This window comes from Nocardia sp. NPDC004340 (assembly GCF_053602575.1).
On sequence record NZ_JBSGDW010000002.1, the window covers coordinates 891,051 to 916,679 of the forward strand.

Annotated in this window: 27 protein-coding genes; 11 read left to right on the forward strand and 16 right to left on the reverse strand. The window is 70.3% G+C overall.

Going from position 1 to position 25,629, the window contains the following annotated elements; genetic code table 11:
- Window positions 1–236: 236 nt before the first annotated feature.
- The 5 genes from ACWEOI_RS11495 to ACWEOI_RS11515 all read right to left on the reverse strand — a co-directional run bounded on the left by ACWEOI_RS11495 (window position 237) and on the right by ACWEOI_RS11515 (window position 4,859).
- The gene (locus ACWEOI_RS11495) at window positions 237–974 is read right to left on the reverse strand and encodes a phosphoglyceromutase (RefSeq protein WP_452359519.1); all 738 of its coding nucleotides are present in this window, start codon (window positions 972–974) and stop codon (window positions 237–239) included.
- Between the two features lie 4 nt (window positions 975–978).
- Complete coding sequence (locus ACWEOI_RS11500) at window positions 979–1,917, reverse strand: ROK family protein (protein ID WP_433668814.1); 939 nt, start codon at window positions 1,915–1,917, stop codon at window positions 979–981.
- A 76-nt stretch (window positions 1,918–1,993) separates the two neighbouring features.
- Entirely contained in the window at window positions 1,994–2,572 is a 579-nt protein-coding gene (locus ACWEOI_RS11505) for a YbjN domain-containing protein (protein WP_433668815.1), read from the reverse strand.
- Window positions 2,569–3,936, reverse strand: coding sequence for a D-inositol-3-phosphate glycosyltransferase (mshA, locus tag ACWEOI_RS11510; protein WP_452359585.1), 1,368 nt, complete (start codon window positions 3,934–3,936; stop codon window positions 2,569–2,571). Before mshA ends, ACWEOI_RS11505 begins: the two co-directional genes overlap by 4 nt.
- A gap of 98 nt (window positions 3,937–4,034) precedes the next feature.
- The gene (locus tag ACWEOI_RS11515) at window positions 4,035–4,859 is read right to left on the reverse strand and encodes an alpha/beta fold hydrolase (RefSeq protein ID WP_452359520.1); all 825 of its coding nucleotides are present in this window, start codon (window positions 4,857–4,859) and stop codon (window positions 4,035–4,037) included.
- Window positions 4,860–4,968: 109 nt separating this feature from the next.
- Here ACWEOI_RS11515 and ACWEOI_RS11520 point away from each other — a divergent pair, with 109 nt between their 5' ends.
- From ACWEOI_RS11520 to ACWEOI_RS11540, 5 genes are all read left to right on the forward strand, one after another.
- A complete protein-coding gene (locus ACWEOI_RS11520) occupies window positions 4,969–5,703 on the forward strand; it encodes an SDR family NAD(P)-dependent oxidoreductase (RefSeq protein WP_357281898.1) in 735 nt (244 codons plus the stop codon).
- A 144-nt stretch (window positions 5,704–5,847) separates the two neighbouring features.
- Window positions 5,848–6,882, forward strand: coding sequence for a 3-oxoacyl-[acyl-carrier-protein] synthase III C-terminal domain-containing protein (locus ACWEOI_RS11525; protein WP_433668819.1), 1,035 nt, complete (start codon window positions 5,848–5,850; stop codon window positions 6,880–6,882).
- Window positions 6,883–6,888: 6 nt separating this feature from the next.
- Window positions 6,889–7,770 carry a hypothetical protein gene (locus ACWEOI_RS11530; protein ID WP_452359521.1) on the forward strand — a complete coding sequence of 294 codons (882 nt, stop codon included), beginning with the start codon at window positions 6,889–6,891 and terminating at the stop codon, window positions 7,768–7,770.
- A gap of 30 nt (window positions 7,771–7,800) precedes the next feature.
- Window positions 7,801–8,553, forward strand: a complete 753-nt coding sequence (locus tag ACWEOI_RS11535) for a glycosyltransferase (RefSeq protein ID WP_433668823.1) — start codon at window positions 7,801–7,803, stop codon at window positions 8,551–8,553.
- Window positions 8,550–10,133 (forward strand): class I adenylate-forming enzyme family protein, encoded by a 1,584-nt coding sequence (locus ACWEOI_RS11540; RefSeq protein ID WP_452359522.1) that lies wholly within the window; start codon window positions 8,550–8,552, stop codon window positions 10,131–10,133. Before ACWEOI_RS11535 ends, ACWEOI_RS11540 begins: the two co-directional genes overlap by 4 nt.
- Here the strand turns inward: ACWEOI_RS11540 and ACWEOI_RS11545 are convergent.
- From ACWEOI_RS11545 to ACWEOI_RS11555, 3 genes are all read right to left on the reverse strand, one after another.
- Window positions 10,107–11,441: a phthiocerol/phthiodiolone dimycocerosyl transferase family protein gene (locus ACWEOI_RS11545; protein WP_452359523.1), complete on the reverse strand. Its 1,335-nt coding sequence runs from the start codon at window positions 11,439–11,441 to the stop codon at window positions 10,107–10,109. The genes ACWEOI_RS11540 and ACWEOI_RS11545 overlap by 27 nt on opposite strands.
- A gap of 40 nt (window positions 11,442–11,481) precedes the next feature.
- A complete protein-coding gene (locus tag ACWEOI_RS11550; protein ID WP_433673502.1) occupies window positions 11,482–12,687 on the reverse strand; it encodes an Ig-like domain-containing protein in 1,206 nt (401 codons plus the stop codon).
- A 97-nt stretch (window positions 12,688–12,784) separates the two neighbouring features.
- A complete protein-coding gene (locus ACWEOI_RS11555) occupies window positions 12,785–13,876 on the reverse strand; it encodes a UDP-N-acetylmuramate dehydrogenase (RefSeq protein ID WP_379277017.1) in 1,092 nt (363 codons plus the stop codon).
- A gap of 44 nt (window positions 13,877–13,920) precedes the next feature.
- Between ACWEOI_RS11555 and ACWEOI_RS11560 the strand changes: the two genes are divergently transcribed.
- Genes ACWEOI_RS11560 through ACWEOI_RS11570 form a run of 3 tightly spaced genes read left to right on the forward strand, consistent with a single transcriptional unit; the run spans window position 13,921 to window position 15,723 of the window.
- Window positions 13,921–14,406, forward strand: a complete 486-nt coding sequence (locus ACWEOI_RS11560; RefSeq protein ID WP_433668827.1) for a DUF2505 domain-containing protein — start codon at window positions 13,921–13,923, stop codon at window positions 14,404–14,406.
- Window positions 14,407–14,437: 31 nt separating this feature from the next.
- Window positions 14,438–14,953 carry a DUF2505 domain-containing protein gene (locus tag ACWEOI_RS11565; protein WP_433668829.1) on the forward strand — a complete coding sequence of 172 codons (516 nt, stop codon included), beginning with the start codon at window positions 14,438–14,440 and terminating at the stop codon, window positions 14,951–14,953.
- Window positions 14,950–15,723: a class I SAM-dependent methyltransferase gene (locus ACWEOI_RS11570; RefSeq protein ID WP_433668831.1), complete on the forward strand. Its 774-nt coding sequence runs from the start codon at window positions 14,950–14,952 to the stop codon at window positions 15,721–15,723. Before ACWEOI_RS11565 ends, ACWEOI_RS11570 begins: the two co-directional genes overlap by 4 nt.
- A gap of 111 nt (window positions 15,724–15,834) precedes the next feature.
- Here the strand turns inward: ACWEOI_RS11570 and ACWEOI_RS11575 are convergent, their stop codons facing one another.
- Together ACWEOI_RS11575 and ACWEOI_RS11580 are read right to left on the reverse strand one after the other, a co-directional pair.
- Complete coding sequence (locus ACWEOI_RS11575; protein WP_452359524.1) at window positions 15,835–17,322, reverse strand: hypothetical protein; 1,488 nt, start codon at window positions 17,320–17,322, stop codon at window positions 15,835–15,837.
- 82 nt (window positions 17,323–17,404) lie between these two features.
- The gene (locus ACWEOI_RS11580) at window positions 17,405–18,019 is read right to left on the reverse strand and encodes a hypothetical protein (protein ID WP_357090904.1); all 615 of its coding nucleotides are present in this window, start codon (window positions 18,017–18,019) and stop codon (window positions 17,405–17,407) included.
- Window positions 18,020–18,131: 112 nt separating this feature from the next.
- Here ACWEOI_RS11580 and ACWEOI_RS11585 point away from each other — a divergent pair, with 112 nt between their 5' ends.
- A complete protein-coding gene (locus ACWEOI_RS11585) occupies window positions 18,132–19,325 on the forward strand; it encodes an LmeA family phospholipid-binding protein (RefSeq protein WP_433668835.1) in 1,194 nt (397 codons plus the stop codon).
- A 10-nt stretch (window positions 19,326–19,335) separates the two neighbouring features.
- On the opposite strand, the gene deoC is transcribed toward ACWEOI_RS11585, so the two are convergent.
- On the reverse strand, window positions 19,336–19,995 hold the full coding sequence (deoC, locus tag ACWEOI_RS11590) for a deoxyribose-phosphate aldolase (RefSeq protein ID WP_433668837.1): 660 nt from the start codon (window positions 19,993–19,995) through the stop codon (window positions 19,336–19,338).
- A gap of 62 nt (window positions 19,996–20,057) precedes the next feature.
- Between deoC and ACWEOI_RS11595 the strand changes: the two genes are divergently transcribed.
- Window positions 20,058–20,618: a GNAT family N-acetyltransferase gene (locus ACWEOI_RS11595; protein WP_452359525.1), complete on the forward strand. Its 561-nt coding sequence runs from the start codon at window positions 20,058–20,060 to the stop codon at window positions 20,616–20,618.
- Between the two features lie 58 nt (window positions 20,619–20,676).
- A complete protein-coding gene (purU, locus tag ACWEOI_RS11600) occupies window positions 20,677–21,558 on the forward strand; it encodes a formyltetrahydrofolate deformylase (protein WP_379276993.1) in 882 nt (293 codons plus the stop codon).
- A gap of 65 nt (window positions 21,559–21,623) precedes the next feature.
- Here purU and ACWEOI_RS11605 read toward each other — a convergent pair whose 3' ends face one another.
- The 5 genes from ACWEOI_RS11605 to ACWEOI_RS11625 form a co-directional block, all read right to left on the reverse strand.
- Window positions 21,624–22,622, reverse strand: a complete 999-nt coding sequence (locus ACWEOI_RS11605) for an alpha/beta fold hydrolase (protein ID WP_433668842.1) — start codon at window positions 22,620–22,622, stop codon at window positions 21,624–21,626.
- A 148-nt stretch (window positions 22,623–22,770) separates the two neighbouring features.
- Window positions 22,771–23,793 (reverse strand): alpha/beta fold hydrolase, encoded by a 1,023-nt coding sequence (locus ACWEOI_RS11610; protein ID WP_452359526.1) that lies wholly within the window; start codon window positions 23,791–23,793, stop codon window positions 22,771–22,773.
- A gap of 152 nt (window positions 23,794–23,945) precedes the next feature.
- The gene (locus ACWEOI_RS11615) at window positions 23,946–24,230 is read right to left on the reverse strand and encodes a DUF2516 family protein (protein WP_357090891.1); all 285 of its coding nucleotides are present in this window, start codon (window positions 24,228–24,230) and stop codon (window positions 23,946–23,948) included.
- 162 nt (window positions 24,231–24,392) lie between these two features.
- The gene (locus ACWEOI_RS11620) at window positions 24,393–25,070 is read right to left on the reverse strand and encodes a hypothetical protein (protein WP_404205288.1); all 678 of its coding nucleotides are present in this window, start codon (window positions 25,068–25,070) and stop codon (window positions 24,393–24,395) included.
- A complete protein-coding gene (locus tag ACWEOI_RS11625; RefSeq protein WP_357090887.1) occupies window positions 25,067–25,603 on the reverse strand; it encodes a helix-turn-helix domain-containing protein in 537 nt (178 codons plus the stop codon). Before ACWEOI_RS11625 ends, ACWEOI_RS11620 begins: the two co-directional genes overlap by 4 nt.
- Window positions 25,604–25,629: the final 26 nt, after the last annotated feature.

The window sequence follows — 25,629 nt, forward strand, 5'->3', positions numbered from 1 at the left end:
GTGATCTACCTCTCGCGGATATCGAACGACCAGCAGCATATCTACCGGGAAGTAAGTTGCAAACCCTGGTTACAGGTACTGATTTGAATGCACGAACCCCCGGCAAATTCTTTTGCGCGACACCGGAATACCCTACGGTCACGTAGCGTGACGGGTATCACAGTCGAATCCTGAGACAATAATGCCCCGGCCAATCCGATTGGCCGGGGCATTATTTCGAGTGTTTCAGGGCGAAACTATTTTCCGCCCTGGTTCGCGACGGCGGCGGCGCCGGCCGCGGCGGCCTCCGGATCGAGGTAGACACCGGCGCCGATCGGGCGCAGGTTCTCGTCGAGCTCGTACTTCAGCGGAATACCGGTCGGAATGTTCAGCCCGGCGATGTCCTCGTCGGAGATGTTCTCCAGGTGCTTCACCAGCGCGCGCAGCGAATTACCGTGCGCGGCAACCAGAACGGTCTTGCCGGCGCGCACATCGGTCGTGATGGTGTCCTCCCAGTACGGGACCATGCGGGCGACGACGTCCTTGAGGCACTCGGTCGCGGGGACCTCGATGCCCGCGTAGCGCGGGTCGCCGTCCTGGCTGTACTCGCTGTCGACCTCGATCGGCGGCGGCGGGGTGTCGTAGCTGCGGCGCCACAGCATGAACTGGTCCTCGCCGTACTGCTCCTTGATCTCCGCCTTGTTCTTGCCCTGCAGGGCGCCGTAGTGGCGCTCGTTCAGACGCCAGTCGCGGACCACCGGAATCCAGTGACGGTCGCAGGCGTCGAGGGCGTTGTTGGCGGTGCTGATCGCGCGGCGCAGCAGCGAGGTGTAGACGATATCCGGCAGAATCCCGTGCTCGGCGAGCAGTTCGCCGGCACGCTTGCCTTCCGCGACACCCTTGTCGGTGAGGCGAACATCCACCCAGCCGGTGAACAGGTTGAGGGCATTCCATTCGCTCTCGCCGTGGCGCAGCAAAACGAGGGTGTACGTCATGGGGTCATCCTCCCACGAGCAGCGCCGCACCCCGCAGGGTGGCCTGATCAGTGAGTTCGGAGGGAACGACCCGCAGATCCCGCAGGAAGCGCAGGCGGGCGTGGCCGAGCGCCGCCGCGCGCAGCGGCTGCCACAGCGGCTCCCCGGACTGCGCGAAGCCGCCGCCGATGACGACCAGATCGGTGTCGAGCAACGCGGCCGCGGAGGCGACGGCGGTCCCGATGGCGGTGCCGGCCCGGGCGAGCGCCTCCTTGGCGAGCGGCTCTCCATCGCGCGCGGCCTGGGCCAGTTCCACTCCGGTCGCGCCCTCCCACCCCTGCCGCCGGGCCCAGCGCACCGCGGACTTGCCGCTGCCGACGGCCTCCACGCAGCCGAATCCGCCGCAGGCGCAGGGCTCTTCGTTGCCGGGCACCACGATGTGGCCGACGTGCCCGGCATTGCCGGTGCGGCCCATGACGACCCGGCCGTCGCTGATGATCCCGCCGCCGATGCCCGAGGACACGGTCAGGCAGAGCGCGTTGTCCGCGCCGCGCGCCGCGCCGAGCCGGTGTTCGGCCAGCGCCAGGCAGGCCCCGTCGAGGGCGAAGCGAATCTCGGCCGTGGGGAACACTTTCCGCACCGCGTCCACGATGGGGAAGCCGTCCGCCCATTCCGGGATATTGAGCGGACCGCACACCCCGGCGGGGACGTCCACCGGCCCCGCGGACCCGATGCCGACCGCGGTCACCGTCTCCCCGGCGGCCACGGCGCCGAGTAATTCACGGCAGGCCGCCCACACCCCGGATTCGGGTACGTCTACGCGTTGGGGTTTTTCGGGCATTCCGGTCGAATCGACCAGGGCTGCCGCGAATTTGGTCGCTCCGATATCCAGCGCAAGCGCCACCATGGCTCCCCCGCCTCTCCGAGACTTCAGCGCACGGCTCAGATGCGTCCGAGTTGGCATTGCGTGCCTGCGGTGGTGAGCCGAACCTATTGTGGACGTCCCCGACAAGTTACCCCGACCGGCACGAAATCAGTTCTCACCCTGGCATACGGGGCAGCGTGTCGGCGTCCTCGATGAGGTGTTCGAAGGCGCGCAGATTCTTGAGCGATTCGCCGCGCGAGACCCGCCATTTCCATTCCTTGCGAATGGATTCGGCGAAGCCGAGTTCGAGCAGGGTATTGAAGTCGGCGTCGACGGCCTCGAGGATCTGGCCGAACCAACGGTCCAGTTCGTCGGAGGTGACGCGGTCGTTGGACATGCGCCCGACCAGGTAGATGTCGCCGACCCGGTCGATGGTGTACGCCACGCCGTACAGGCGGCGATTGCGGCGCAGCAGGAATTTGTAGACGCCCTCGAAGTTCTCGTCGGGCTTGCGGCAGACGAAGGACTCCATCCGCACGCCGTGCTTGCCGACGCCGACGCCGATGACGGTCTTGAGCTTGCGCTCGCCCGGCAGCACCACCGCGAACAGGTCGGGCGCCTCGCGCGAGTACTCGATCTCGCGGTCCCGGAGCGTGTCGTCGATGAGTTGTGCCGTGGCCCGGGCGGTTTCGTCGTTCAAACCACCGCTGCTGGCATGCGGGCGCGGCGTCCAGTCGCGCTCGACCTCACTCATCTGCGTACCGCTCCCGTCCGCCGCCGCCACAACGACTGCGATCTGGCCTGATTGCTGTCGGTATGCAGGCTACCGCGCGCCCGAGCGCCCCGAGCCTGCGACAACGCGGCCGAGTAGCTGTCCAGCAGCCCGTCGGCGGTGTGCGCCCAGGAGAAGTTGGCCGCGTGCTCGACGGCCGCCGCGCCCATGAGTTCGAGCCGCACCGGGTCCTCGAGCATGCCGCGCAGCGCGTCCGCCCAGTCCGGGGTGCGGTGGCCGGGAACCAGCAGACCGGAGACCCCGTCGCGGACGGCGGTGCCGAGCCCGCCCACGTCGGCGGCCAGCACCGGGGTGCCGCTGGCCTGCGCCTCGATGGCGACCAGGCCGAAAGACTCGTTGTAGCTGGGCACCGCGACCAGGTCGGCGGCGCGGTACACCTGCACCAGCCGGTGCGCGGGCTGCGGCGGCAGGAAGGTGACGCGATCCGAGATGCCCAGGGCCGCAGCGAGTTCGATGAGCGCGTTGGGCCGTTCCAGCCCGCTGCCGGAGGGTCCGCCCACGATCACCACGCGCAGCGGCCGGGCGGGCGGCACCGGCTGCGCGGCCTCCTCGGCGAGCAGGTGCGCGGCGGCGCGGACCAGCACGTCGGGGGCCTTGAGCGGCTGGATGCGGCCGATGAAGGCGACGATCCGCTCGTCGGCGCGCAGGCCGAGCTCGGCGCGGGCGGCGAGCTTGTCGCCGGGGAAGTAGCGGCTCAGGTCGGCGCCGGGCAGCACCACGTCGATGTGCTCGGGGTCGGCGCCGTACAGCTCCACGAGCTGGCGGGCCTCCTCGCCGGTATTGGCGACCAGCCGGTCGGCCTCGGCGACGATCTGCTTCTCGCCGATCTCGCGGACCGCGGGCTCGGGGCAGTCGCCCTCGGCCAGGAAGGCGTTCTTGACCGCGGCCAGGGTGTGCGCGGTATGCACCATCGGCACCCGCCAGCGGTCCCGCGCGAGCCATCCGACCTGGCCGGACAGCCAGTAGTGCGAGTGGATCAGGTCGTAGTGGCCGGGCAAGTTGCGCGCCTCGGTGCGCAGCACCTCCGCGGCGAAGGGGCACAGCTGGGTGGGCAGGTCGAACTTGTCGAGCCCCTCGAAGGGTCCGGCGACCACATTGCGGACCAGCACGCCGGGCGCGGCCTCGACGACGGGTTCGTCATTGGAGGAGGTGGCGCGGGTGAAGATCTCCACCTCGGTGCCGCGGCGGGCGAGTTCGAGGGCGGTCTGCAGGACGTAGACGTTCATGCCGCCCGCGTCGCCCGTTCCGGGCTGCGCCAAGGGTGACGTATGCACCGATAGCACGGCAATCCGATTGGGCCGTAGCTCCGGGCGTTGACTCACCACTCCAGTGTGCACGGGGGTTACAACGCCCCATGCACGGGTTACCTTCCCAAGTGACCTGACTCACAAGGATATTCGTCAGCGTGAATGCAATCCCGCTATCACCGCAGGTCTCGTGCGAAAGCGGCGATTTCGGCGGCGAATCGCTCCGGATCCTCGATGAACAGGCCGTGCTGGGCGCCCTCCCAATACGAGGTCCGCACGTCGGGCGCGGAGGCCGCGATGTGGCGGCCGTTCTCGATGGGAACCACCGGGTCGGCGGTGCCGTGCAGCACCAGGACGGGGATGTCGAGGCCGCGCAGGGTGTCGGTGTTGTCGACCGTCCGGTAGAACAGCGCCTTGCGGACCCGGGGCGGGGTGGCGATGCTGCCGCCGAACAGCCGCTGGGCGTCCACGCCCTTGTCCCGGCCGGGGCCGGTATTGGCATTGCCGAAGGCGGCGAAGCCGCGCATGGCCTTGCCCGCGCTCTCGTCGAACACGTCCGGAACGGCCTTGGCCATGCCGGGCCCGGTCTCCGCGCCGGGCACGCCGCGGCCGATATTGGCCTGCGAACCGGTGTAGACGACGCCCGCGAGGGCCGCGGTGCCGTGCGCGGTGAGGTAGTCGGAGGCGACGATGCCGCCGTAGGACCAGCCCAGCAGCAGCGCGCCGGAGGTGATGTCCTCGGCCGCGAATACGGCGGCGATATCGGCGGCCCAGTTCTTCGGGTCGTCGTAACCGGTCTCGGGGGCGTCGGAGTAGCCGTGCCCGCGCAGGTCCACCGCGATCACCCGGAACTGCTCGGCGAGCAGGTCGGCCGACCGCCCCCAGCAGCGCAGATTCCCGGACCAGCCGTGCAGCAGCACCAGCGGGCGCGCCCCTTCCGGACCCGTCACCCGGTAAACGATGGTCGTGCCGTCCGCGCTCACTGCTTCCCGAATCGCCATGCAGTGAGGCTAACCGGCAGCGCCGCCGGGATCTCGCGCCCGCCACGGCGCCCGCGGCGGGCGCGGGCCCGGAAGGCGCAGGCCAGGGTCCTTGCCTAAGCTCAGAACCATGAGCACTCGTACCGCCGTGGTGACCGGAGCCAGTTCGGGTATCGGCGAGGCAACCGCCCGCGAACTCGCCAAGCAGGGGTACCACGTGTACGTGGGCGCACGCCGGGTCGAACGGCTGGAGAAGCTGGCCGAGGAGATCGGCGGCACCCCGCTGGCCCTGGACGTGACCGACGAGGAGTCGGTGCGCGCCTTCACCGAAGCGGTCGAGCGGTGCGACGTGCTGGTCAACAATGCCGGTGGCGCGAAGGGCCTGGCCCCGGTGCTCGAGGCCGATCTGGACGACTGGCGCTGGATGTGGGAGACCAATGTGCTGGGCACGCTGCGGCTCACCAAGGCGCTGCTGCCCAAGCTGATCGCCTCCGGGGACGGCCTGATCGTCACCATCACCTCCATCGCCGCCTTCCACGCCTACGACAACGGGTCCGGGTACACCTCGGCCAAGCACGCGCAGGCGGTGCTGCACCGGACGCTGCGCGGTGAGCTGCTCGGGCAGCCGGTGCGGCTGACCGAGATCGCGCCGGGCGCGGTGGAGACGGAGTTCTCGCTGGTGCGGTTCGCGGGTGACGCCGAGCGCGCGGCGAGCGTGTACCAGGGCATCGATCCGCTGGTGGCGCAGGACATCGCGGAGGTGGTGGGTTTCGTGGCGTCCCGCCCGCCGCACGTCAATCTGGACACCATCACGGTGACGCCGCGGGATCAGGCCGGACCGGGCCGTTTCGCGCGTCGTTCCTGACCGGGGTGCGCGGCGCGGCGCAGTCACGTTGCGCCGCATCGCAGTTCACTGCCCCATGATCTGAATCACGGATTCTTCAAAATCGGAATCCGCGCGCCGGCCGCTGCTAGCGTCCCCCGCAATCGAGGGCGGCTTGGAGCGAACATGGTGAGATCACGCATCGAGGCGGTCGGGTCGTACCTGCCCGCCACCGAGATATCGACCGCGGAGCTGCTGGCCCAGCTGGCCGTCGACTCCCCCATCGACCTGGAGCGGATCAGCGGAGTGCGGCACCGCCGCCGCTGCGCCGAAGACGAGGATTCCTTCACCGTGGCGATGGCCGCGGCCCGGACCGCCCTCGACAATTCCCGCTACGACGCCGCCGATCTGGACGTCGTCATCTCCTGCTCCATCACGCGTATTCGCGGCGACGACTTCTGCGTGGAACCCTCGTTCGCGCTCATGCTGCGCAACGAACTCGGCGCGACCGGAGCCATCCATTTCGACGTCTCCAATGCCTGCGCGGGCATGATGAGCGGAGTTCTGGTGCTGGACCGGATGATTCGCGCGGGAATGGTGCGGCGCGGCCTGGTGGTCTCCGGCGAGTACATCACCCCGATCTCCGATACCGCGGTGCGCGAGATGTCGGAGAAATACGATCCGCAGTTCGCGTCCCTGACCGTCGGCGACGGCGCGGCCGCGGTGGTGCTGGACGGCGACGGCACCGCCGACGAGGGCATCGACTACGTCGAGCTCAATACCAGCGCCGGATTCGCACAGCTGTGCCTGGGCATGCCGAGCGACCGCAGTTCCGGAATCGCGCTCTACACCGACAATCGGGCCATGCACAACGAGGCCCGCTATCTGCTGTGGACCACCCGGCAGCGGGATTTCCTGGCCGCGCGGGGCAGCGATTTCGCGGCGGAGGGCTACGACCACGTGATCCACCATCAATTCAGCGCGCCCGCGGTGGAATTGGTGTCCAAGATCGCCGAACGCGAATTCGACGCCCCGATACCGCCCGCGCTCATGGTGCTGGACCGGTACGGCAACACCGCGTCCACCTCGCATTTCGTGGTTTTACACGACGCGCTCAAACAACAGCGGATAGCGTCCGGGGCGAAAGTACTGATGGTCCCCGCGGCTTCCGGCGTCGTGGCCGGGTTTCTGTCGGTGACGCTCGGCGATCTGCGGGTGTGATGCGGTATGGGAATCGTGATTTCTTCCATCGTCACCGAAATCGGTGGCGGCAGTTCGATCGAACAGGCGGCCGCGGCCGCGCGCCGCGCCATCGCGGAGGCGGGCAGCACGCCCGAGCGGATCGACGCGCTGATCAATACCGGCGTCTACCGCGACGCAAACATGGTGGAACCGGCCATGTCCGCGCTGATCCAGCAGCAGGTGGGCATCGGGCTGGAGTATCGCAGCGGCGATGTGCCGTGCCTGTCCTTCGACCTGATGAACGGGGCCTGCGGCATCCTCAATGCCATCCAGGTCAGTCAGGCGCTGCTGGAGGCGCCGACCGTGCACCGGGTGCTGCTGGTGTCCGGTGACGCGCACCCGTCGAAATCGCCGCGGCCGCAGCCGGGTTTCCCGATCAAGCCGGTGGGTGCGGCCATGCTGCTGGAGAAGGTGGCGGGCCCGGCCGGATTCGGTGCGCTGCACATCAGCGCCACCGACGGACGGCCCGCGGCGGAGGGTTTCGTGCGACTGCCGGAGATGGGGACGACCGGTCGGTCCTCCATCACTGTCCGCCGCCCCGCCGACGTCGAAGCGCTCCTGCGCCACGCGGTCTCGGCCGCGACCGAAGCCCTCGAAGTGGCGGACGCGCCGCTGGACCGCACGACGCTGATCTGCGGGCGACCCACCCCCGACTTCCCGGCCCGGCTCGCCGAGCGCCTGGGCATCGCCCCCGAGGCGGTCAGCGCCGACGACACCGAAGGCGACGCCCACACCTCGGCCCTGCCCGTCGCGTTCCTGGCGGCCCGCGACAGCGGCGGGCTCGACCGTGCCGACGTAGCCTTGTTCGTGGCCGCGGGGGCGGGTCCCTCGGCCGCCGCCATCGCGTACCGCCTGCCGAAACCGTAAGTCGCGGTACGTAATTCCGCCAGGAGGGCCATGAACGACCTGTGGGTGATCGTGCCCGCCTACAACGAGGAACACGGCATCACCGCCACCCTGGCGGCGCTCGCCCGGCAGCGGGACCGGGACTTCACCGTCCTGGTGGTGGACAACAACTCCACCGACGCCACCGTGAAGGTGGTGCGCGACTTCGCCCTCGCGCATCCCGAGCCGCGGATCGAGATCGTCACCGAGGAACGCAAGGGCACGGGCGCGGCCGCCGACACCGGCATGCGCCACGCCATCGCGGCCGGGGCCATCCGCCTGGCCCGCACCGACGCCGACTGCCTGCCCGCCCCCGACTGGACCGCGCGGATCCGGGCCGCCTTCGACTCCGGGCTGCGCCTGGTCAGCGGTCAGCTCATCCCCCGCACCGACGAGGGCGTGAGCCTGCTGGACCGCACCGTCATCCGGGTCGCCCTCGAGCTGGCCACGCAGTTCGGGAAACTCCGGCCCGGCAACCAGGACCCGCGCTACCTGGGCCCCTACGTCATGACGCCCGGCTGCAATATGGCCATCACCGCCGAACTGTACGAGGCCGCGGGCGGTTTCCCGCGCACCGCCATCGAGGAGCTGCACGAGGACCGGGCGCTGGTGAACGCCGTCCGCACGCTCACCACCGACTACGGGCTGCGGCGCGACGTGCGGGTGTACGGGTCGAATCGGCGCGTGAAAGCCTGGGGTGTGCGCAAGACCCTCGCCTGGTACGCCGACCACCGCTACAAACCGGAGCTGGTGGACATCCGGTGACGTCTGGATACCCGTCCGCGGGGGAGGATTTCGTCGCGCTGCTGCGTGAGCAGGTGCTGCGCACTCCGGACGCCCCCGCCCTCGGCATGATCGGCGAACAGCCGCTGAGTTTCGCCGAACTCGACGCCCGCATCCGCCTGGTGGTGAAACGCCTGCACAGCAAGGGCTTCGAGCCCGGCGACCGGATGCTGTTCTCCATCCGGCCCTGCGTGGACGCGGTGGTGCTGGTGTTCGGGACCATCGCGGCCGGCGGCAGCATCGTGTTCGTGGACCCCGGCGTCGGACCCGAATTGTTCGCGCGCCGACTGGAACTGGTGAAACCCGGCTGGGCCGCCACCGAATCACTGCTCTACCTGCTGAGCGGGCCGCTCCAGAAATACGGCCGCCGGCTCGGCCTCTCGCTACCGGAATTCGGACGGCTACCGGTGCGCCACATCCACAGCGGCCCGCGCCTACCCGGGACGCCGCGCGGCTCCATCCCGCTCGGCCACCTGATCGGCTCCGAACCCGGCTGGTCCGGCCCCGCCACCGGCGCCACCGTGGACGCGCCCGTCGAGGATCCCGACGCCGAGGCGCTCATCGTCTTCACCTCCGGCACCACAGCCGACCCGAAAGCCGTGGTGCACACCCGCGGTTCGCTGGGCGCGGGCCTGGCCGCCGTGGCGGGCGCCACCACCCTGATGCCCGGCTCGCACCTGCACACCGAGCAGCTGATGATGGGCTTACCCGCGGTGCTGGAGGGGGCGCGCTGGTCCATGCCGCGCTATCCCCGCTTCAGCACCCACGTCGATCCGCTCGGCTTCGCCCGCACCCTCGGCCCGGCGGGCAGCCCGGACAGCGCCACCCACGCCTTCCTCACCCCCGCCGACCTGGCGACCATCCTCGGCGCCGTCGAGGCCGGGCGGCTGCCCGCGCCGGCCCACCTCGAGGAGATCTCCCTCGGCGGCGCGCCCGTCACCACCGCGCTGCTGCGCCGCGCCCGCGCGGTCCTGCCCGGCACCGAATTGCTGGCGGTCTACGGCATGACCGAGATCCTGCCGGTGGCAATCACTTCCGGCGCCGACAAACTCGCCTTCGAGGGCGCGGGCGACCCGCTCGGCTTCCCGTGCGAGGGCGTGGACGCGCGCATCGCCGACGACGGCGAACTCATCCTCTCCGGCCCCAACCTGTGCCGCGGTTACCTCGGCGAACCCCCGCTGAAGGAGATCGCCACCGGCGACCTGGCCCGCTTCGACGGCGGCACCCTGGTCCTGATGGGCCGCAAGAAGGACATGATGATCCGCGGCAAGACCAATATCTATCCGGGCCTGTACGAACCGGCCATCGTGGGTGTCGAGGGCGTCCGCGAGGCCGTCATGATCGGCATCCCCGACGAGATCGGCGACGAGCGCATCGTGCTGGCCGTCGTCACCGAGCCGCACGCTACCGACGTCGAGACCCGCCTACGCCGCGAATTACCCGCCCTCATCGACGTTTCCGCGCTGCCCGACGACATCGTCGTGGTCGACGAGATCCCCGTGGCCGGCCGCACCAGCAAGCCCGACCGCGCCGAACTACGCGCCCGCCTGCAACGCCACTGACGGATCCGGCCGCCGCGCCAGCACGGTCAGTACCGCGTCCGCGAAAGCCTCCGCCCGCACCCGCGACAACACCGGATCCGCGTAACAGAACCCCAGGTGCGTTTCCTCGTGCGCGGTGGTGATCGCGACCGTCAGCACGCTCACGCACGAATTCGTGGCGGCCAGCCGCAACCCCGAAAGCCGCCACGCCCCCGCCCTTTCCGGAAACTCCACCCGCCCCAGATTCGTGACCGACACATTCCAGGGCGCGCGCCGATCCACCATTTCCGCCAGCCGCCCACCGGATTCCAGCCCCCGCGGCGTTCCGAACCGCATCCCCGCCACCGTCGCCAGATGCCGCCCCTGCCGCACCCCGCGCTCGAGCTGCCGCTTCGCCGACCGCGCCGCCTCCCACAGCGAAACCCCCGGCCCGAACGGCACGAACCCGACCAGCACCGGGGCGTACACACCCACCTCGTCCGCGTCGGGAGCCGGCCGCAGCGCGGCCCGGAAGTCGACCGGCGACCCCACCGCCGCGACCCCGGTCGCCGCGCGGCGGGCGCCGATCTGCTCGAGCGCCGCGCCGCCGACGGCCGCCGCGACGGCCGCCGCCAGCACGCCGTGGACGGTGACGCCGATTCGGCGGCAATCGGTCACCAAGGCCGCGGAGGTCTCCCGGTCGAGGACGCGGTGCACCACCCTGGTTCGCCGGTCGGTGATCGGCGCCGCGACTACCGGAAGTCGGTGCGGGCGCTGGACCAACGCGGTGACCTGGTCGGCGGCCGTGGTGTGCAGCCACCGCCAGAGACCGCGGGCCGCCGGGGGGATCAGGTCGTCCGCGGCCGGGGCCGGCGGGCGCTCCGGCCCGCCGACGCCGCCCGACTCCGCGTAGCCGATCAGCTTGCGCAGCAACGCCATCAAGGAGCGCCCGTCCGCGACGATGTGGGAGATCGTGAGCACGATGTCGTGGAATTCGCCGTCGGTGCCCACGCCGACGGCGATATCGGTGATGCGCGCCAGTCCCGCCGCGGTGTCGAAGGGCTCCGCCAATTCGGCGTCGAGCTCGCGCACCCACGCCTCGGCATCGCGGGATTCGATCCGTCGCACCGGAATTCGCGGCCGGGTCAGCGGCCGCCATCGCGGGTCGCTACCCGCGTCGTCCGCGATTCCCATGCGCAGCAGAGGATATTCCGCGACCAGCGCGGCGGCGGCCGATTCCAGCCGGGCGGCCGGAATCGGCCCGTGCACGCGAATGCGCGCGCCGCAATTCGCCGGGGACAACCGGTCGATGATCCAGAACCATCGCTCGGAGGGGCTGAGCGCGCGCACCCGCCGACCCTATCCGGGTCGGCAACCACGGCAAGGGTTTTCAGCGACCGCCGACCGGCTGGGGCGGGAGCGGGGTGGCCGAGATCTGGTTGTGCGGTTCGCCCTGCAGGGCGGACAGGCCCTTCCAGGTCTCCCAGTCGATGGTCCAGTCGTAGATGTCGCCGTCGGCCGCGGACAGCTGGATGCGGGTGCCGGTGACCTCGACCGGGTCGCCGTAGAGCGCGGTCGGGAAGTAGGCCTGGGCGTCGGCGGTGCTGAGGTTGATGCAGCCGTTGGTGACGTTCGAATTGCCCTGGGCGGACGCCGATTGCGGATTGGCGTGGATGAATTCGCCATTGTTGGAGATGCGCACGGCCCAGCGTTCCCGCACGTTCGTGTAGAACGGCGGATTCGACATCATGAAGTCCTCGTACTTCTCCGTCACCACGTGGATGCCGGAGCGGGTGACATTGCGGTCCTCGTTGCCCTCGCCGTAGCTGCACGCGAAGTCGAAGATGGTCGCGCCGTCCCGCACCACCTGGACGCGGTGGCTGGGCGCGGAGGCCTTCACGATCTGGGCGCGGCCGATCCGGAAGTCGGAGGTGAGATCGGAGTCGCCGTACAGGCCACCGCCCATGTCGAGGCCGTACAGCTTGGCGCCGAGGTGCACGGTGGTGCCGGGCTGCCAGTACTCGCGGGGCCGCCAGTGCGCGCGCGAGCCGCCGTTGTCGTCCTGCAGCCAGGCCCAGGAGCCCTCGGTGGCCGGGGTGGCGGTGACGGTGAGCGCCTTCTCGACGGCCGCCTTGTTCTCGACGTGCCCCTTGAACTGGAGCATGATCGACGCGGCGATGCCGACCTCCTGCCCGTCGCCGATATTGACGGTGGCGGGGGCGGTCTTCTTGGGGTTGACGGTGCTGAACTTGCCGTCGATGGCGACCGGCTTGTTGTCGGTGCCGATGGCGGTGCCCGACCAGGTGTAGGTGGCGCCGTAGCCGAGCGGCTCGTTCACCGTGAATTTGCTGCGAGTGGCATCGAATGTGCCGGTTACCTGTTTGCCGTTGGCGTTGGTCAGCGCCAGCTGGTCGATCCGCCCGTTGGTGACGGTGACGGTGGCCGACGTGGTCGGGTTGACCTGCTCGGCGCCGGCGGCCGGTTCCAATTTCACGGTGGCGACTGGTTCGGCAGGTTTGGCCGTGCCGCCGTTCTTGCCCGACGACGAGCAGGCCGCCGCGATGACCGCTGTCGACGCCACCAGTGCGGCACGCATGGCCGACCGGCGGGACAGTCCTCGATTACTCACTTGTTCGACCCTACCCCCGCAAACCGTGTATCCCGGACGCTGTTCTAGTGGTGGACACCACCCGCTACAGGCTCACTCCCACGGTCACGGGTTCGGGTTCCAGCTCGATGCCGAAGCGCTCGGCAACCCCTTCGCGAACCGTGCGGGCGAGGGTCACCAGATCGGTCGCGGTAGCCGCGCCCCGATTGGTCAGCGCCAGCGTGTGTTTGGTCGACAACCGCGCCGGAGACCCGTCGCCCGGAAAGCCCTTGGCGAAGCCGGCGCGCTCGATGAGCCAGCCCGCCGAGAATTTTACCCCGCCCTCGGCCGGGTAGGTGGGCACGGTTACATCCGCACCGAGATGTGAGGCGATCGCCGCGCGCACGGCCCCCACCCGCTCGTCCGGAATAACGGGGTTGGTGAAAAACGAACCGGCACTCCAGGTGTCGTGATCGGCCGGGTCCAGCACCATGCCCTTGCCCGCCCGCAACCGCAGCACCACCTCGCGCACATCGGCGGCGGGCCGGGACTCGCCCTCGGCCGCGCCCAGCGCGTTCGCCAGTTCCCGGTATCCCAGCGGCGCGCTGGAACCGTCCGCGCGCAGCCCGAATTCGACGGCCAGCACCACCGCGGCGGAACTGTGCTTGAGAATCGAAGTGCGGTACCCGAATCCGAGCTCCGCGGGCGCGACCCAGCGGATCTCCCCGGTGGCCCGGTCCAGCAAACGCACCCGGCGCAGCAAACTCGCCACCTCGACGCCGTACGCGCCGACATTCTGCACCGGCGTGGCGCCCGCGGAACCCGGAATGCCGGACAGGCATTCGAGGCCGCCGAGTCCGGCCGCCACCGTGGCCGCCACCACCGTGTCCCAGTTCGCGCCCGCCTCGGCGAGCACCGAGTCCGCGCCGATCTCCACGCCCTCGGTGGCGATCCGCACCACGACCCCGTCGAAGCCGTCGTCGCCGATGAGCAGGTTGGAGCCGCCCGCGACGAGCAGCACCGGAATCCCGGCCGCGTCCAGTTCCCGGACCGTCGCCACCAGCGCCTCGGTGGTCTCGCAGTCGGCCACCGTGGCCGGGCCGCCGACCCGCAGGGTCGTCAGCTCCGCCAGCGGGACCCCGGCACGCAGCCGCGCCCCGGTCGCCGCGAGCCGGTCCCGCAGGTCGTCGAACGACACCACCCGAGAAGTACGCACAGGCACAGACGGTAGCGTGTCCGACCATGGCGACACCTCTGGCCTTCACTGCGCACTCGACACATCCCCTGGCCGCGGTGCGCGCGGCGTTCGCCGACGAGCAGTACTGGAAGGACCGCATCGAGGCGGTCGGCGGGCCCAACGCCCGCATCGAGAGCATCGCGATCACCGGTGACCAGGTGCGCGTCGACATGGTCCAGACCATCCCGGCCGAGGAACTGCCCGCCCAGATCACCGCGATCAAGCCGGACGGTCTGACCATCCCGCGCACCGAGACCTGGCACGGCAACGGCGGCACCGTCGAGGCGTACGTGGACGGCGCGCCCGCGACCATCACCGGCAGCCTCACCGTCACCGAGGACGGCACCGGCTCCACCTTCGTGGTCGACGCGACCATCGAGGTGAAGATCCCGTTGTTCGGCAAGAAGATCGAGGCGGCCATCCAGCAGCACCTCACCGAACTGCTGGAGCGCGAGGCCGAGTTCACCGACAATTGGCTGAGTTCTCACTGACCGAGGTCGCCCGGCAGTAACCTGAGCGATCGTGGCCCGCCGACTCGACTATTCCGCGCGGTATTCGTTGCACACCACCCATCAGGTGTACGCGGCGATGACGAACCGTGAGCACTGGGACGCCCGCATCGAGGAACTGCGCAAGCACTCCCCGAACGACATCGTCAGCCTGGAGTCCGGCGACGACGGCATCAGGGTCGAACTACGTCACGTGCTGCCCCGCGACACCCTGCCCGAGATGGCGCAGATGGTGGTGCACAAGGACATGGTGATCACCCGCCGGGAGACCTACGGGCCGTACGGTCCCGAGGTGACCGGCGCCTATACCGCCGAAATCCCCGGCAGCCCGGGCACTCTCGGCGGCAGCATGCGGCTGTTCGCCACCGAGACCGGCTGCACCCTGCGCACGTCCTCGCGGGCCCAGGTCAATGTTCCGTTCTTCGGGCGCAGGCTCGAACAGCTCATGCTGGTGAATTTGGTGGACCTGTTCCGCGCCGAAGCCGAGGTGACGAAGGTTTGGCTGGATCAGCAGCACCCCGCCGGGTGACCAAACCCATCGGCACGATCACCCGCGGCACCACCGGGATCAACCGGTTGCGCCGCGGGGACCGGTGGATGACGCACGACCCGCTGGTCACCGGGAGATTGCTGGACGCCGCGGATCCGCTCGTCGTGGATCTCGGCTACGGAGCGAGCCCGGTCACCACCCTGGAGATGGCGGCCCGGCTGCGGACCGTGCGACCCGATCTGCGCGTGGTCGGCCTGGAGATCGATCCCGAACGGGTGGTCCCCGGCCGGGACGGCGTGGTGTTCGCCCGCGGCGGTTTCGAACTCGCGGGTCTGCGGCCGACCCTGGTGCGCGCCTTCAATGTGCTGCGCCAGTATCCGGAATCCGCTGTGCCCGAAGCCTGGTCGACCATCCAGTCCGGCCTGGCCCCCGACGGCCTGCTCCTGGACGGCACCTGCGACGAACTCGGCCGCCGCTGCGCCTGGGTCCTGCTGGATCGCACCCGGCCCCTGTCCCTCACCCTGGCCTGGGATCCCTTCACCGTCGACACGCCGTCCGACATCGCCGAACGCCTCCCCAAGGCCCTCATCCACCGCAATGTCCCCGGCGAACCCATCCACACCCTGCTGACCGCCGCCGACCGCGCCTGGTCCGTCGCCGCGCCGCTGGCCCCCTACGGCCCCCGCGTCCGCTGGCGCCACGCCGCGAACCTGCTGCGCGAGCAGGGTTTTCCGCTCCGCGCCTACCGCCGCCGCCTGCGCGACAACATCCTGACGGTGCCCTGGTCCGCCGTCGCTCCCCTGCCCTGAGCGGGTCCCGCGAGTTACCCTGTCCCCCTACGGTCCCCACACTCCGGCCCCCTGACGGGGCACCAGTGGCCGACCGCAGGCTGCACTGATCCGCGGGTACCCACGCGCGGATCAGTGGAGCTTGTGGAGCAGGTCCCGCACCGTGCCGGAGATCGCGGCCGGCGCGAGCAGCGACCGCGGCGCGAAGGGCTGCCGCCACAGACCGCCGTGGGCGGCGCCCGCCGCGAACAGCGCTTCCGGGTTGGATATTCGCGGCTCCTCGGGCGCGAACAGGTCGGCGACCAGCTTCGCGGCGAGCAGGGTCCGCGCGGTGGCGGGGTCGAAGATCTCGATGCCGAAACGGGAGGACGCCCGGTACGCGGCCGCGCGCCAGCCGTTCTCGCGGGCCAGACCACGGGTCCACGCGGGCGGGGCCACGGTGAACGACACCGGGCAGCCCGCCGACGCGGCGAGCACCGCCCGCCAGCGCGGCAATCGTTGCGCCAGCGCGTAATCCGGCCCGGCCAGCGCGGGCAGATTGTCGAACAGCCCCCACGCCCCGCCCTCGGTGTCGAAGATCGGGCGGGTGTAGTTGAGCCGGTACAGCGAGTGCGGCGCCACCCGGTGCAGCAGATCCTGCGCATTGCCGCGGAAACCGCGCTGCGCCAGGTGATCCCGGGCGGCCGCCACCACCGACGCCGGGACCGCGTAGGTGTCGGTCGGCGAACCCAGCATGGCCAGCGCCGCGTCGGGGTGATGCCGCAGCACCGCGTCGGCGAGCACGTCGGAGGCCACCGCCAGCCGCACCCCGGCGGCTCCGGGCAGCCCGGCGTAGAGCCCGAGCACCGGCCGCGCGTCACTGTGCGCCGTGATCCATTGCGCCAGGGCCGGAAAGCCCCGGGAGATGTCGACGCCCGGTTCGCCGTCCGCGACGGGGTAGTGCATGACCCCCGCGCCGGACTTGGCGGCGGCCCGCAGCCGCTCCCAGCGCACCCGGCCCGGCCGATCGACCGCGAGCACTTCCGCGCCCCAGCTCAGCAGCGGCCGCAGCGGCCCGAGTTCCGCGCCCGCGCCGGTCACGGTGACCCGGAAACCGGGCAGCGCCAGCCACTCCGGATGGTCGATGACCCGCTCGATCGCGGCCACGAAATCGGCTTCCAGGATGCCGTGGGTCTGCCATTCGGCCAGGCGCAGCCGCAGCGCGTCCTCGGCCAGCAGCAGTCCGCGCCACGGCACCTCGAGCCGCTTCACCACCGCGGCCTCGCCGGCCACGGCGGCGGTCTCCAGCCCGGCGCCGTCGGCCGCGGCGTCCACGTCGACGGTGTCCAGGGCCGCGACCGTGCGGCCGACGGTGAACCGCAGCATGTGCCGCACCGAGCGCAGCCCGGCCTCGGCCATGCCGATCGAGATCTCGGGCGCGCTGATCGCCAGCGCCGTCATTCCCCGGAAGACGCGGTGGTAGCCGTGCCGCCAGTCGCGGCAGGTCTCCACCGACTGCGCCAGGTCGGCGTCGTAGGGCCGGATCGCGTCGGCGACGACGGCGGCCGAGAACATGTCCGCGATCCGTTCGGGCGGGCCCGGCGGAAACACCAGATCCCACACGCCAGCACCGGTCCCCATACCAGTCACCCTGCCACGAATCGCGCGCCCGCAAAACTCGAAACCCGCACCCCGCGATCCCCGGAATGCCGTCCGGCGAACGCTAGCGGTGATCTTCCTGCGCGCGAGCCAGCGCGCGATGCAGCCGGGCCGCGGTGGCCGGGTCCAGAGCCGCACTGGCGGAACGGATCTCGGCCCGGGCGCAGCGGTGGATGGCGACCGCGTCGGACACCACCTCGTCCAGGGCGGCCTGCCCGATCCCGGCCTCGGCCAGATCCATGACGGTGCGCAGCGGCGTGGTCACCAGGAACGCGCCCGCCGATTCCACATCCTTGCGCGCGAAACTGCGCCGCAGCACGACCAGCCGCGGCGACAGCGGGAACCGCCCGACCCGCGCCGACAGGTGCACGAACCGCGGCCGCAACCGGCCCAGCCCGTGCAGTTCGGCGGCGCTGTGGTGGGAGACGGCGGCCGCCCCGTCGAACCAGGCCGACCACATGGCGTACTCGTCGAGCGGCCCGTCCGGCCAGTCGGCCAGCCGGAGCAGCCCCACCCCCGACCGCAGCACGCTGCCGTCGCGTAATCCGTCGCGGATCCGGACCTCACATCCGGTGCGCAGTACCTGTCGGGTGGTGAAGTATCCCGCGTGCCGCCCGGCCTGCTCCCGCAACGCGTCCCAGTCGTGTTCCGGATCCCCCGGTGCCGCGTTCCCAGCCATGGCACTCAGGATAAGCCGGACCCATGTGTGTTATGTCACAATCCGCGCCTGTGTGCCGACACCTCACACGATGCACAGAGCTCACACAGAAAGCTCGGGAAGAATCGCCCCCATGAGTTCGGAACCCACCTCGGACGACGCAACCAAGCGCGACGCCTCCGCCGCGCAGCCGGTCGACCCCTCCGTGCGGCCCGGCGACTCCACGGCGCAGCCGGTTGACCTCGGTAAACCGGACGGCACCCCCACCGAGGTCCTAGGTGCGAGACAGGACGCGACCACCGACTGGTGGAACGACCCCGCTCACACCGGCGACCCGGCCACCCCCGACCCCGACGCCCAGCCCACCCAGGTCCTGCACCCCGGCGAGGCCGCCTACGCGGCGGGCGCGACCGGCCGTCCCGGCCCCGGCTCGACACCGACCGCCGACACCGCGAAACTCGCGAACGGCACCGGTCCGACCGCGGCGCTGCCGGGCGGACCCGGTTATCCGGCAGGGCCTTCGGGTCCGATCACCCAGTCCGGCGGTATGCAGGTGCCACCGGGCGCCCCGCCTCCCCCGGCGAAAGTCGGTGGTGGACAGACCGGTTCGTCCGGTCCGAAGCGCAGCCGCAAGAAGACCCTGCTGATCGTCGCCCTGGTGGCCGCACTGCTGATCGCGGGCGGGCTCGCCGGCGGCGAGGCCTGGGCCCGCCACAAGGTCGAGAAGTGCATCAGCTCGCAGTTCGAGGCCCAGATGGGCTCCAAGATCGACGTCTCGTTCGGCTGGAAACCGCTGCTGCTCACCATGATCGACCACAAGGTCGGCGAGGTCACCGTGAAGAGCGACGATTCCAAGTTCGGCCCGGCCCAGGGCATGGTCGTGAACGCCACCTTCCACGACGTGGAGACCAAGGACGGCGGCAAGCAGGCCAGCGTCGGCAGCTCCAGCGCCGACGTCACCTGGAGCAATGACGGCATCACCCAGACGATGGCCGGTCTGGTCTCGGCCACCGCCTCCGATCCCGCCACCGGCACACTGAGCTTCGCGGTACTGGGCGGCCTGGCCCAACTGCAGGTCAAGCCGAAGATCGTGGACGGCAAGATCGAGGTCGAGACGCTGCAGGCGTCGCTGCTCGGCTTCGGACTGCCCACCGATCTGGTCTCGGGCATCGTCAAGCTCATGACCGAGAGCCTGCAGACCTACCCGATGGGATTGACCCCCAACAAGGTCGAGGTCACCAAGGACGGCCTGCACATCACCCTGCAGGGCGGAAACACCGTGCTGCAGGCGGATCCGAACGCCCAGCAGCAGCCCATCCTCTGCTGACGGATCGCCGCTAGACCGGAAACCCTTCCAGCACTGCGCGAGACCGGGACAGCCCCAGCCGGGTGGCGCCGGCGGCGATCAACTCCGCCGCCTGCGCCGCGTCCCGGATCCCGCCGCTGGCCTTCACCCCGAGCCGCCCGCCGACCGTTTCGGCCATGAGCCGCACCGCGTGCGCGCTCGCGCCGCCCGCGGGGTGAAAACCGGTGGAGGTCTTCACGAAATCCGCGCCCGCGCGTTCCGCGGCCCGGCACACCTCCACGATCGCCTCATCGCTCAGCGCCGCCGCTTCGATGATCACCTTGAGCAGGGCGCGATCTCCCACCGCCTCCCGCACGGTGACGATGTCGGAGAGCACCGCGCCGTACTCGCCCGCGCGCGCCGCGCCGACGTCGATGACCATGTCCACCTCGGCCGCGCCCTGCTCCACGGCGAGCCGCGCCTCGGCCCCCTTCACCAGCGAATGATGTTTGCCGGAAGGGAAACCCGCGACCGTGGCCACCACCAGACCGGGCGCGCGCACCGGCAGCATGGACGGCGACACGCAGATCGCGAACACCCCCAATTCGCGCGCCTCGGCCACCAGCGCGGTCACATCCGCGGGGGTGGCATCGGGTGACAGCAGGGTGTGATCGATCATCTCCGCCACGTCAGAGCGGGAAATCTTCGGCATGAGCACCGAGTTTGGCACATCTTTGTTGCGGGGCGCCGCCGCTGTCACGCAGACTTGTAGGCGTGCTGATCCGTCGTGAACGTACCGGCGATGCCGCCGCGATCGACGCGGTACACCGCGGCGCTTTCGGCGCGAGCCCCGATCGCCCCGCGGCTGCCGACGGCGATTCCTCTTCCTCCCGCGCCTCCGGCGACCCCGTCGAAGTAGGCCTGGTGCACACGCTGCGCGACGACGCGGCCGTCTGGGTCCCGACCCTGTCACTGGTGGCGGAGGTCCACGATCGGGTGGTCGGCCACGTCTGCCTCACCCGCGCGACCGTGGGCCCGTTCCCGGTGCTGGCGCTGGGGCCGCTCGGGGTGCTCCCGAACCATCAGGCCGCGGGCATCGGCTCGGCCCTCATGCACGCCGCCCTCGGGGCCGCGGACGCCCTCGACGAGCCCCTCGTCGGCCTGCTGGGCAGCCTCGAGTACTACCCGCGCTTCGGCTTCGTCCCCGGCGCCCGGGTGGGCATCATCCCGGATCAGCCGGACTGGGCCACCCACTTCCAGGTCCGCACCCTCACCGCCTACGAACTCGAGATCAAGGGCGACTTCCACTACGCCGAGGCGTTCTACAAGCTCTGACCGGGGCGTGCTTCACCCCTGTGCCGCGAGCCGGGCGGTTGCTGGGAGTATGTCCCTCATGAGTTCCACCCTGGACGACCGTCGCTACGTGCTCACCCTGGGCTGCCCGGACCGTCCCGGCATCATCGCCCGCATCACCTCGTTCATCGCCGATTTCGGCGGGTCGATCGTGGAGGCGGGTTACCACTCCGACCTGGAGACCGGGTGGTTCTTCACCCGGCAGGCCATCAAGGCCGCCACCGTGCCCTTCGACCTGGACGAGCTGCGCGACCGGTTCACCGCCGTCGCCGCCGACCTGGGCCCGGAGACCGACTGGCAGCTGCACGACTCCGGGGAGCGCCGTCGCGCGGTGCTGCTGGTCTCCAAGGACGGCCACTGCCTGCACGACCTGCTGGGCCGCGCCGCCTCCGGCGAGCTGCCCGCCACCATCGAGGCCGTCATCGGCAACCACCCCGACCTGGCCGGGATGACCGAGGCGCACGGCATCAAATTCCACTACATCCCGTTCCCGAAGGATCCGGCCGAGCGCGGTCCCGCCTTCGAGCAGATGCGGGACCTGGTCGACGCCCACGACCCGCACGCCGTCGTGCTGGCCCGCTTCATGCAGGTGCTGCCCGCCGAACTGTGCGAGCACTGGGCGGGCAAGGCCATCAATATCCACCACAGCTTCCTGCCGTCCTTCGTCGGCGCCCGCCCCTACCACCAGGCGTTCGCGCGCGGCGTGAAGCTGATCGGCGCGACCTGCCACTACGTGACCGCAGAACTGGACGCGGGCCCGATCATCGAGCAGGACGTCACCCGCATCGACCACTCCGACACCGTGCGCGACATGGTCCGGCAGGGCCGCGACATCGAGCGCGTGGTGCTGGCCCGCGGGCTGCGCTGGCATCTGGAGGGCCGGGTGCTGGTGCACGGCCGCCGCACGGTCGTCTTCGAATAGGACCCCGAAAGCCGAACGCCCGCCCCCGGTTTCCCGGGAGCGGGCGTTGTCGTTCGTGCGGCGGGTCAGCCCGCGACGGCGGCCGGGCCCCGGCGCGCGGTCCGGATGACCCGGTGCAGTTCGCTGTTGAAGGCGTGCTCGGCCTCGATGTTCACCAGGTGACCGGTCGGCAGGATGGTGTACCGCTCCAGATTGCCCGCGGCCGCGAGGTTGTCGGCGATCTCGCGCGAGTGCACCTCGGGCAGCAGCTTGTCGAAGGAGCCCGCCACGACCGTGGTCGGCACCGTCAGCGCCGCCGCGGCGTCGACCACGTCCAGCTCGACCAGTCCGCGGGCCACGGCCGCGCGCACCGACGGACGGCAGGAGCGCACGATCGAGACGCCGAAGTCGACCTGGTCGCGGGTGGCCGCGGGATTGGCGAGCCGGGACTTGGCGATCCTGTTGACCGCCGCGCCGCCGGGCAGCGGCAGCGGGGTGCCGAACAGCACCCGGGCCACCGACTGCGGATTCGGGACGATCTCGTTGAGCAGCGGAATCACGGTGGCGCGGTGCGAGATCTGCCGCGCGGCCGTGGTGGCCAACAGGGCCGCGGAGGCCCGATGCCGCACCTGGTGCGGATACTTGCGGGCCCAGGCCTGAATCGTCATGCCGCCCATGCTGTGTCCCACCAGCACCGCCTGCTGACCGGGCCGCAGCACCGCGTCGAGCAGATCGGAGAAGTCGTCGGCCAGCTGGTCGGCGCCGAAAGCCCGGGTGCCGCTGTCGCTTTCGCCGTGGCCGCGCTGATCGAAGGCGATCACGCGGTACTCGCCGGCGAAGGCGTTGATCTGCGGGTTCCAGTATTCGAGGGCACAGGACCAGCCGTGGGCCAGCACGATGACCTCGCCGTCGGCGGGACCGTACGCGTGCACGCGCAGCTCGGCGCCGTCACGGGTGGTTACGGGGATGACCTCGGCGGGACGCGGCGTGTTGAGGGAAGCCGTCTTGTAGCGGCGGGACCGCAGTCCGGGGCGAAAGGGAGCGGTCAACGCATCCGCGCCCGCCTCCTGGAGTTTCACCAGCATGAGCACTCCTTTGTGTTCCCGACCACAGTATCGCGCTAACCGGGGTGCTTGCAACAGCAAGCGGGTATATATCTTCTTGCTATACAACAATGTTCGCGGTGCGCGACCTCGCGGATAAGGTCCCCCAGGGGTGGGCGAGCCCCACCCCTCAGGCACCCACCACCTTCGCCGGAACCCCGAAAGCGGCCCCGGCGACCCGCGCGAGTTCGGCGTTGAACTCCCGGTAGGCCTCCACATTGCCCAGGTGCCCGGTCGGCAGCACCCGGTAGGCGTCCAGGCTGCCGGTCTCGGTGAGCATCGCCACGATCCGCTCCGCGTGCACCGGCGGGGTCATGTCGTCGGCCGAACCCGCGATGACCGTGGTCGGCACCGTCAGGTTGGCCGCGCCGCGCCCGACGTCCAAGTAGGACAACAGGGTTCCGAACCGCCCGCGCACCCGTGCCGGGCAGGACCGCACGATATTTTGGCCGAAGTCCGCGATGTCGCCGACCGACTGCAGGCTCATGACCTGGCGGCGGAACACCCATTGCACGGGCTTGACCGGCGGGAACAGGATCGGCGCGCTCAGCCCGAGCAGACCCATCCGGAACGGCAGCGCGACCGCGCCGCGATTGAAGAACGGGACCACGGTGGTCTCGGCGATCAGGTCACCGGCCGCGGTATTGGTCAGCAGCACCGCGTGCAGCTGCTTCCGCACGCGCTGCGGGTAGCGGCCCGCCCAGGCCTGAATCGTCATGCCTCCCAGGCTGTGTCCCACCAGCACGGCCCGCTGACCCGGCCGCAGCGCCGCGTCGAGGACCTCGGCCAGATCGTCGGCGAGCTGATCGGTGGTGAGCGGGGCGGTGCCCTCGTCGCTCTCCCCGTGCCCGCGCACGTCGTAGGCGATCACGCGGTATTCACCGGCGAAGGCGTTGATCTGGGGATTCCAGTACTCGAGGCAGCAGGTCCAGCCGTGCACCAGCACGATCACATCGCCGTCGGCGGGACCGTAGGCGTGCACCCGCAGCCGGGCGCCGTCGGAGGCGGTGACCGGCAGGACCTCGTAGGGTCCGGCGGGCGGATTCAGATCCGCGGTGCCGTAGGTCCGGGTGCGCAGGTCGGCCCGGTGCGCGAGCACCAGGTCACGGACCTTCCGGCCGAGGTCCGCAGGGTGAGGCAGCGTTGCCCGCATAGGACACTCCTTTGTGTTACTGACAGATACAGTAACCCGGAGTACCAGGTGCTAGCTAGTGCAAGCACCCGAAAAGTCCCCAATCGGAATCGAGCGCACAAAAAAGGCCGCCACCCGGTGAGCCGGGTGACGGCCGAAACTCGGAGGAACAGCTACCAGCGCGGCCCGCGCTGGATCTCGTCGACCTTGGGTCGCACATCGGCCAGGTAGACGCCGGTCGCGACCACCGCCGCGATACCGAGGAACCCGACCGCGGTCTGCCCCAGCAGCAACCCGCCCAGCGACGCCAGCAGAATGGCGATCCACACCGGCTTGGTCAGCTTGTCCACGGCCGTGAAGGCATCCGGACGCTGGCGAATCGCGTGCACGAGGGCGAACACGGTCATGCCCATCGCGGCCAGCCACAAGACCCACAGAATCAGTCCGGGTATTCCCATCACGCCACCATCATAGGAGCGACGACCCGGCCACCGCGACTTCCGGGCACGACACGAATCCGCACGACCTCCGGAACCCAGCGGCACTGCCCCGTAAACGAGCGTCGCCCCCGCGCACCGGAGTGCGCGAGGGCGACAAGCTCTTTCGCGGAACGCGAAGACCTACTTCTTGGCCGGGGCGGCCTTCTTGGCCGGGGCAGCCTTCTTGGCGGGCGCGGCCTTCTTGGCCGGAGCGGCCTTCTTGGCGGCGGGGGCCTCGTCCTCGACCGGAGCGGTCTCGGTGGTCACGTCCACGACCTCGGCGTCGACGGTCTCGTCGGCCGGGGCCTCCTCCTTGGCGGTGAAGCCGAGGTACGGGCCGACCTGGTCGCTGACCTTGCCCAGCACGTCCTGGGTCTGGGCCAGCAGGTCGTTGTAGCGGGTCTCGACCAGCTCGATGCGGTCCTCGAAGGCCGGGTTGGCGCGCAGCTTCTCGACGGTCTCCTCGCCGCGGGCGGCCAGGTCGGCGTAGAAGTCCAGCAGCTGGTGGTAGTACTGGTCGACCAGCTTGCGCAGCTCTTCGGGGGTGGCCTTCTCGCGCAGCTCGGCCAGATCCTCGGGCAGCTCGGACGGCAGCGCCTGCACGCGCTGGCGCAGGGTCTCGGCCTGCTCCTGCAGGTCGGCGGGAAGATTGGCGAAGCGCTCGCGGGCCTCTTCGATGCGACCCTGCACGTCTGCGGAGTTGGCGCGCTCACGGATCTGCGAGACGGCGTCGGTCACGACGGCGTAGAGGGCGTCGCCGGCACCGACGGTGGCGTAGATCGGCTTGGTGACGGTGGCGGTCAGATTCGATTCGGTCATGATGGTTCGCTCTCCTGGCGTGGCGGAACTTCGGTTGTGCGGTGCGGAACCTCGTTGTCCCTGTTTCCCCCGGGAACGCCCCCCATTAGCTCCGTTGCGTCCCCTCTGTCCTCGTTAGCCTGGTTCTCCCGGCAAAACGATTCATAGATGTCCAGGAGGACCTGCTTCTGACGTTCGGTCAGACCGTTGTCGGCCAGCAGGGCATCCCGGACCGGGCCGTGCGGCCTCTGCTCGAGGTACCCGGCCCGCATGTACAAGACCTCCGAGGAGACCCGCAGACCCTTGGCGATCTGCGCGAGTACCTCGGCGGACGGGTTCCGCAGTCCGCGCTCGATCTGACTCAAGTACGGATTGCTCACCCCCGCCAGCGCTGCGAGCTGCCGCAGCGAGACCTGGGCGGCCTCGCGTTGCGACCGAATGAAGCCCCCGATGTCGTGAGCCGCGTTGGCTACGCGGCCCGACCGGTCTCCGGCGGCGGACGTCTCCGCCGCGTCGCCGTCGATCGGTTCGGGAACCTCGGGATCGTGCTTCATCACTCACCTTCCGGCGGTTGTGGGGC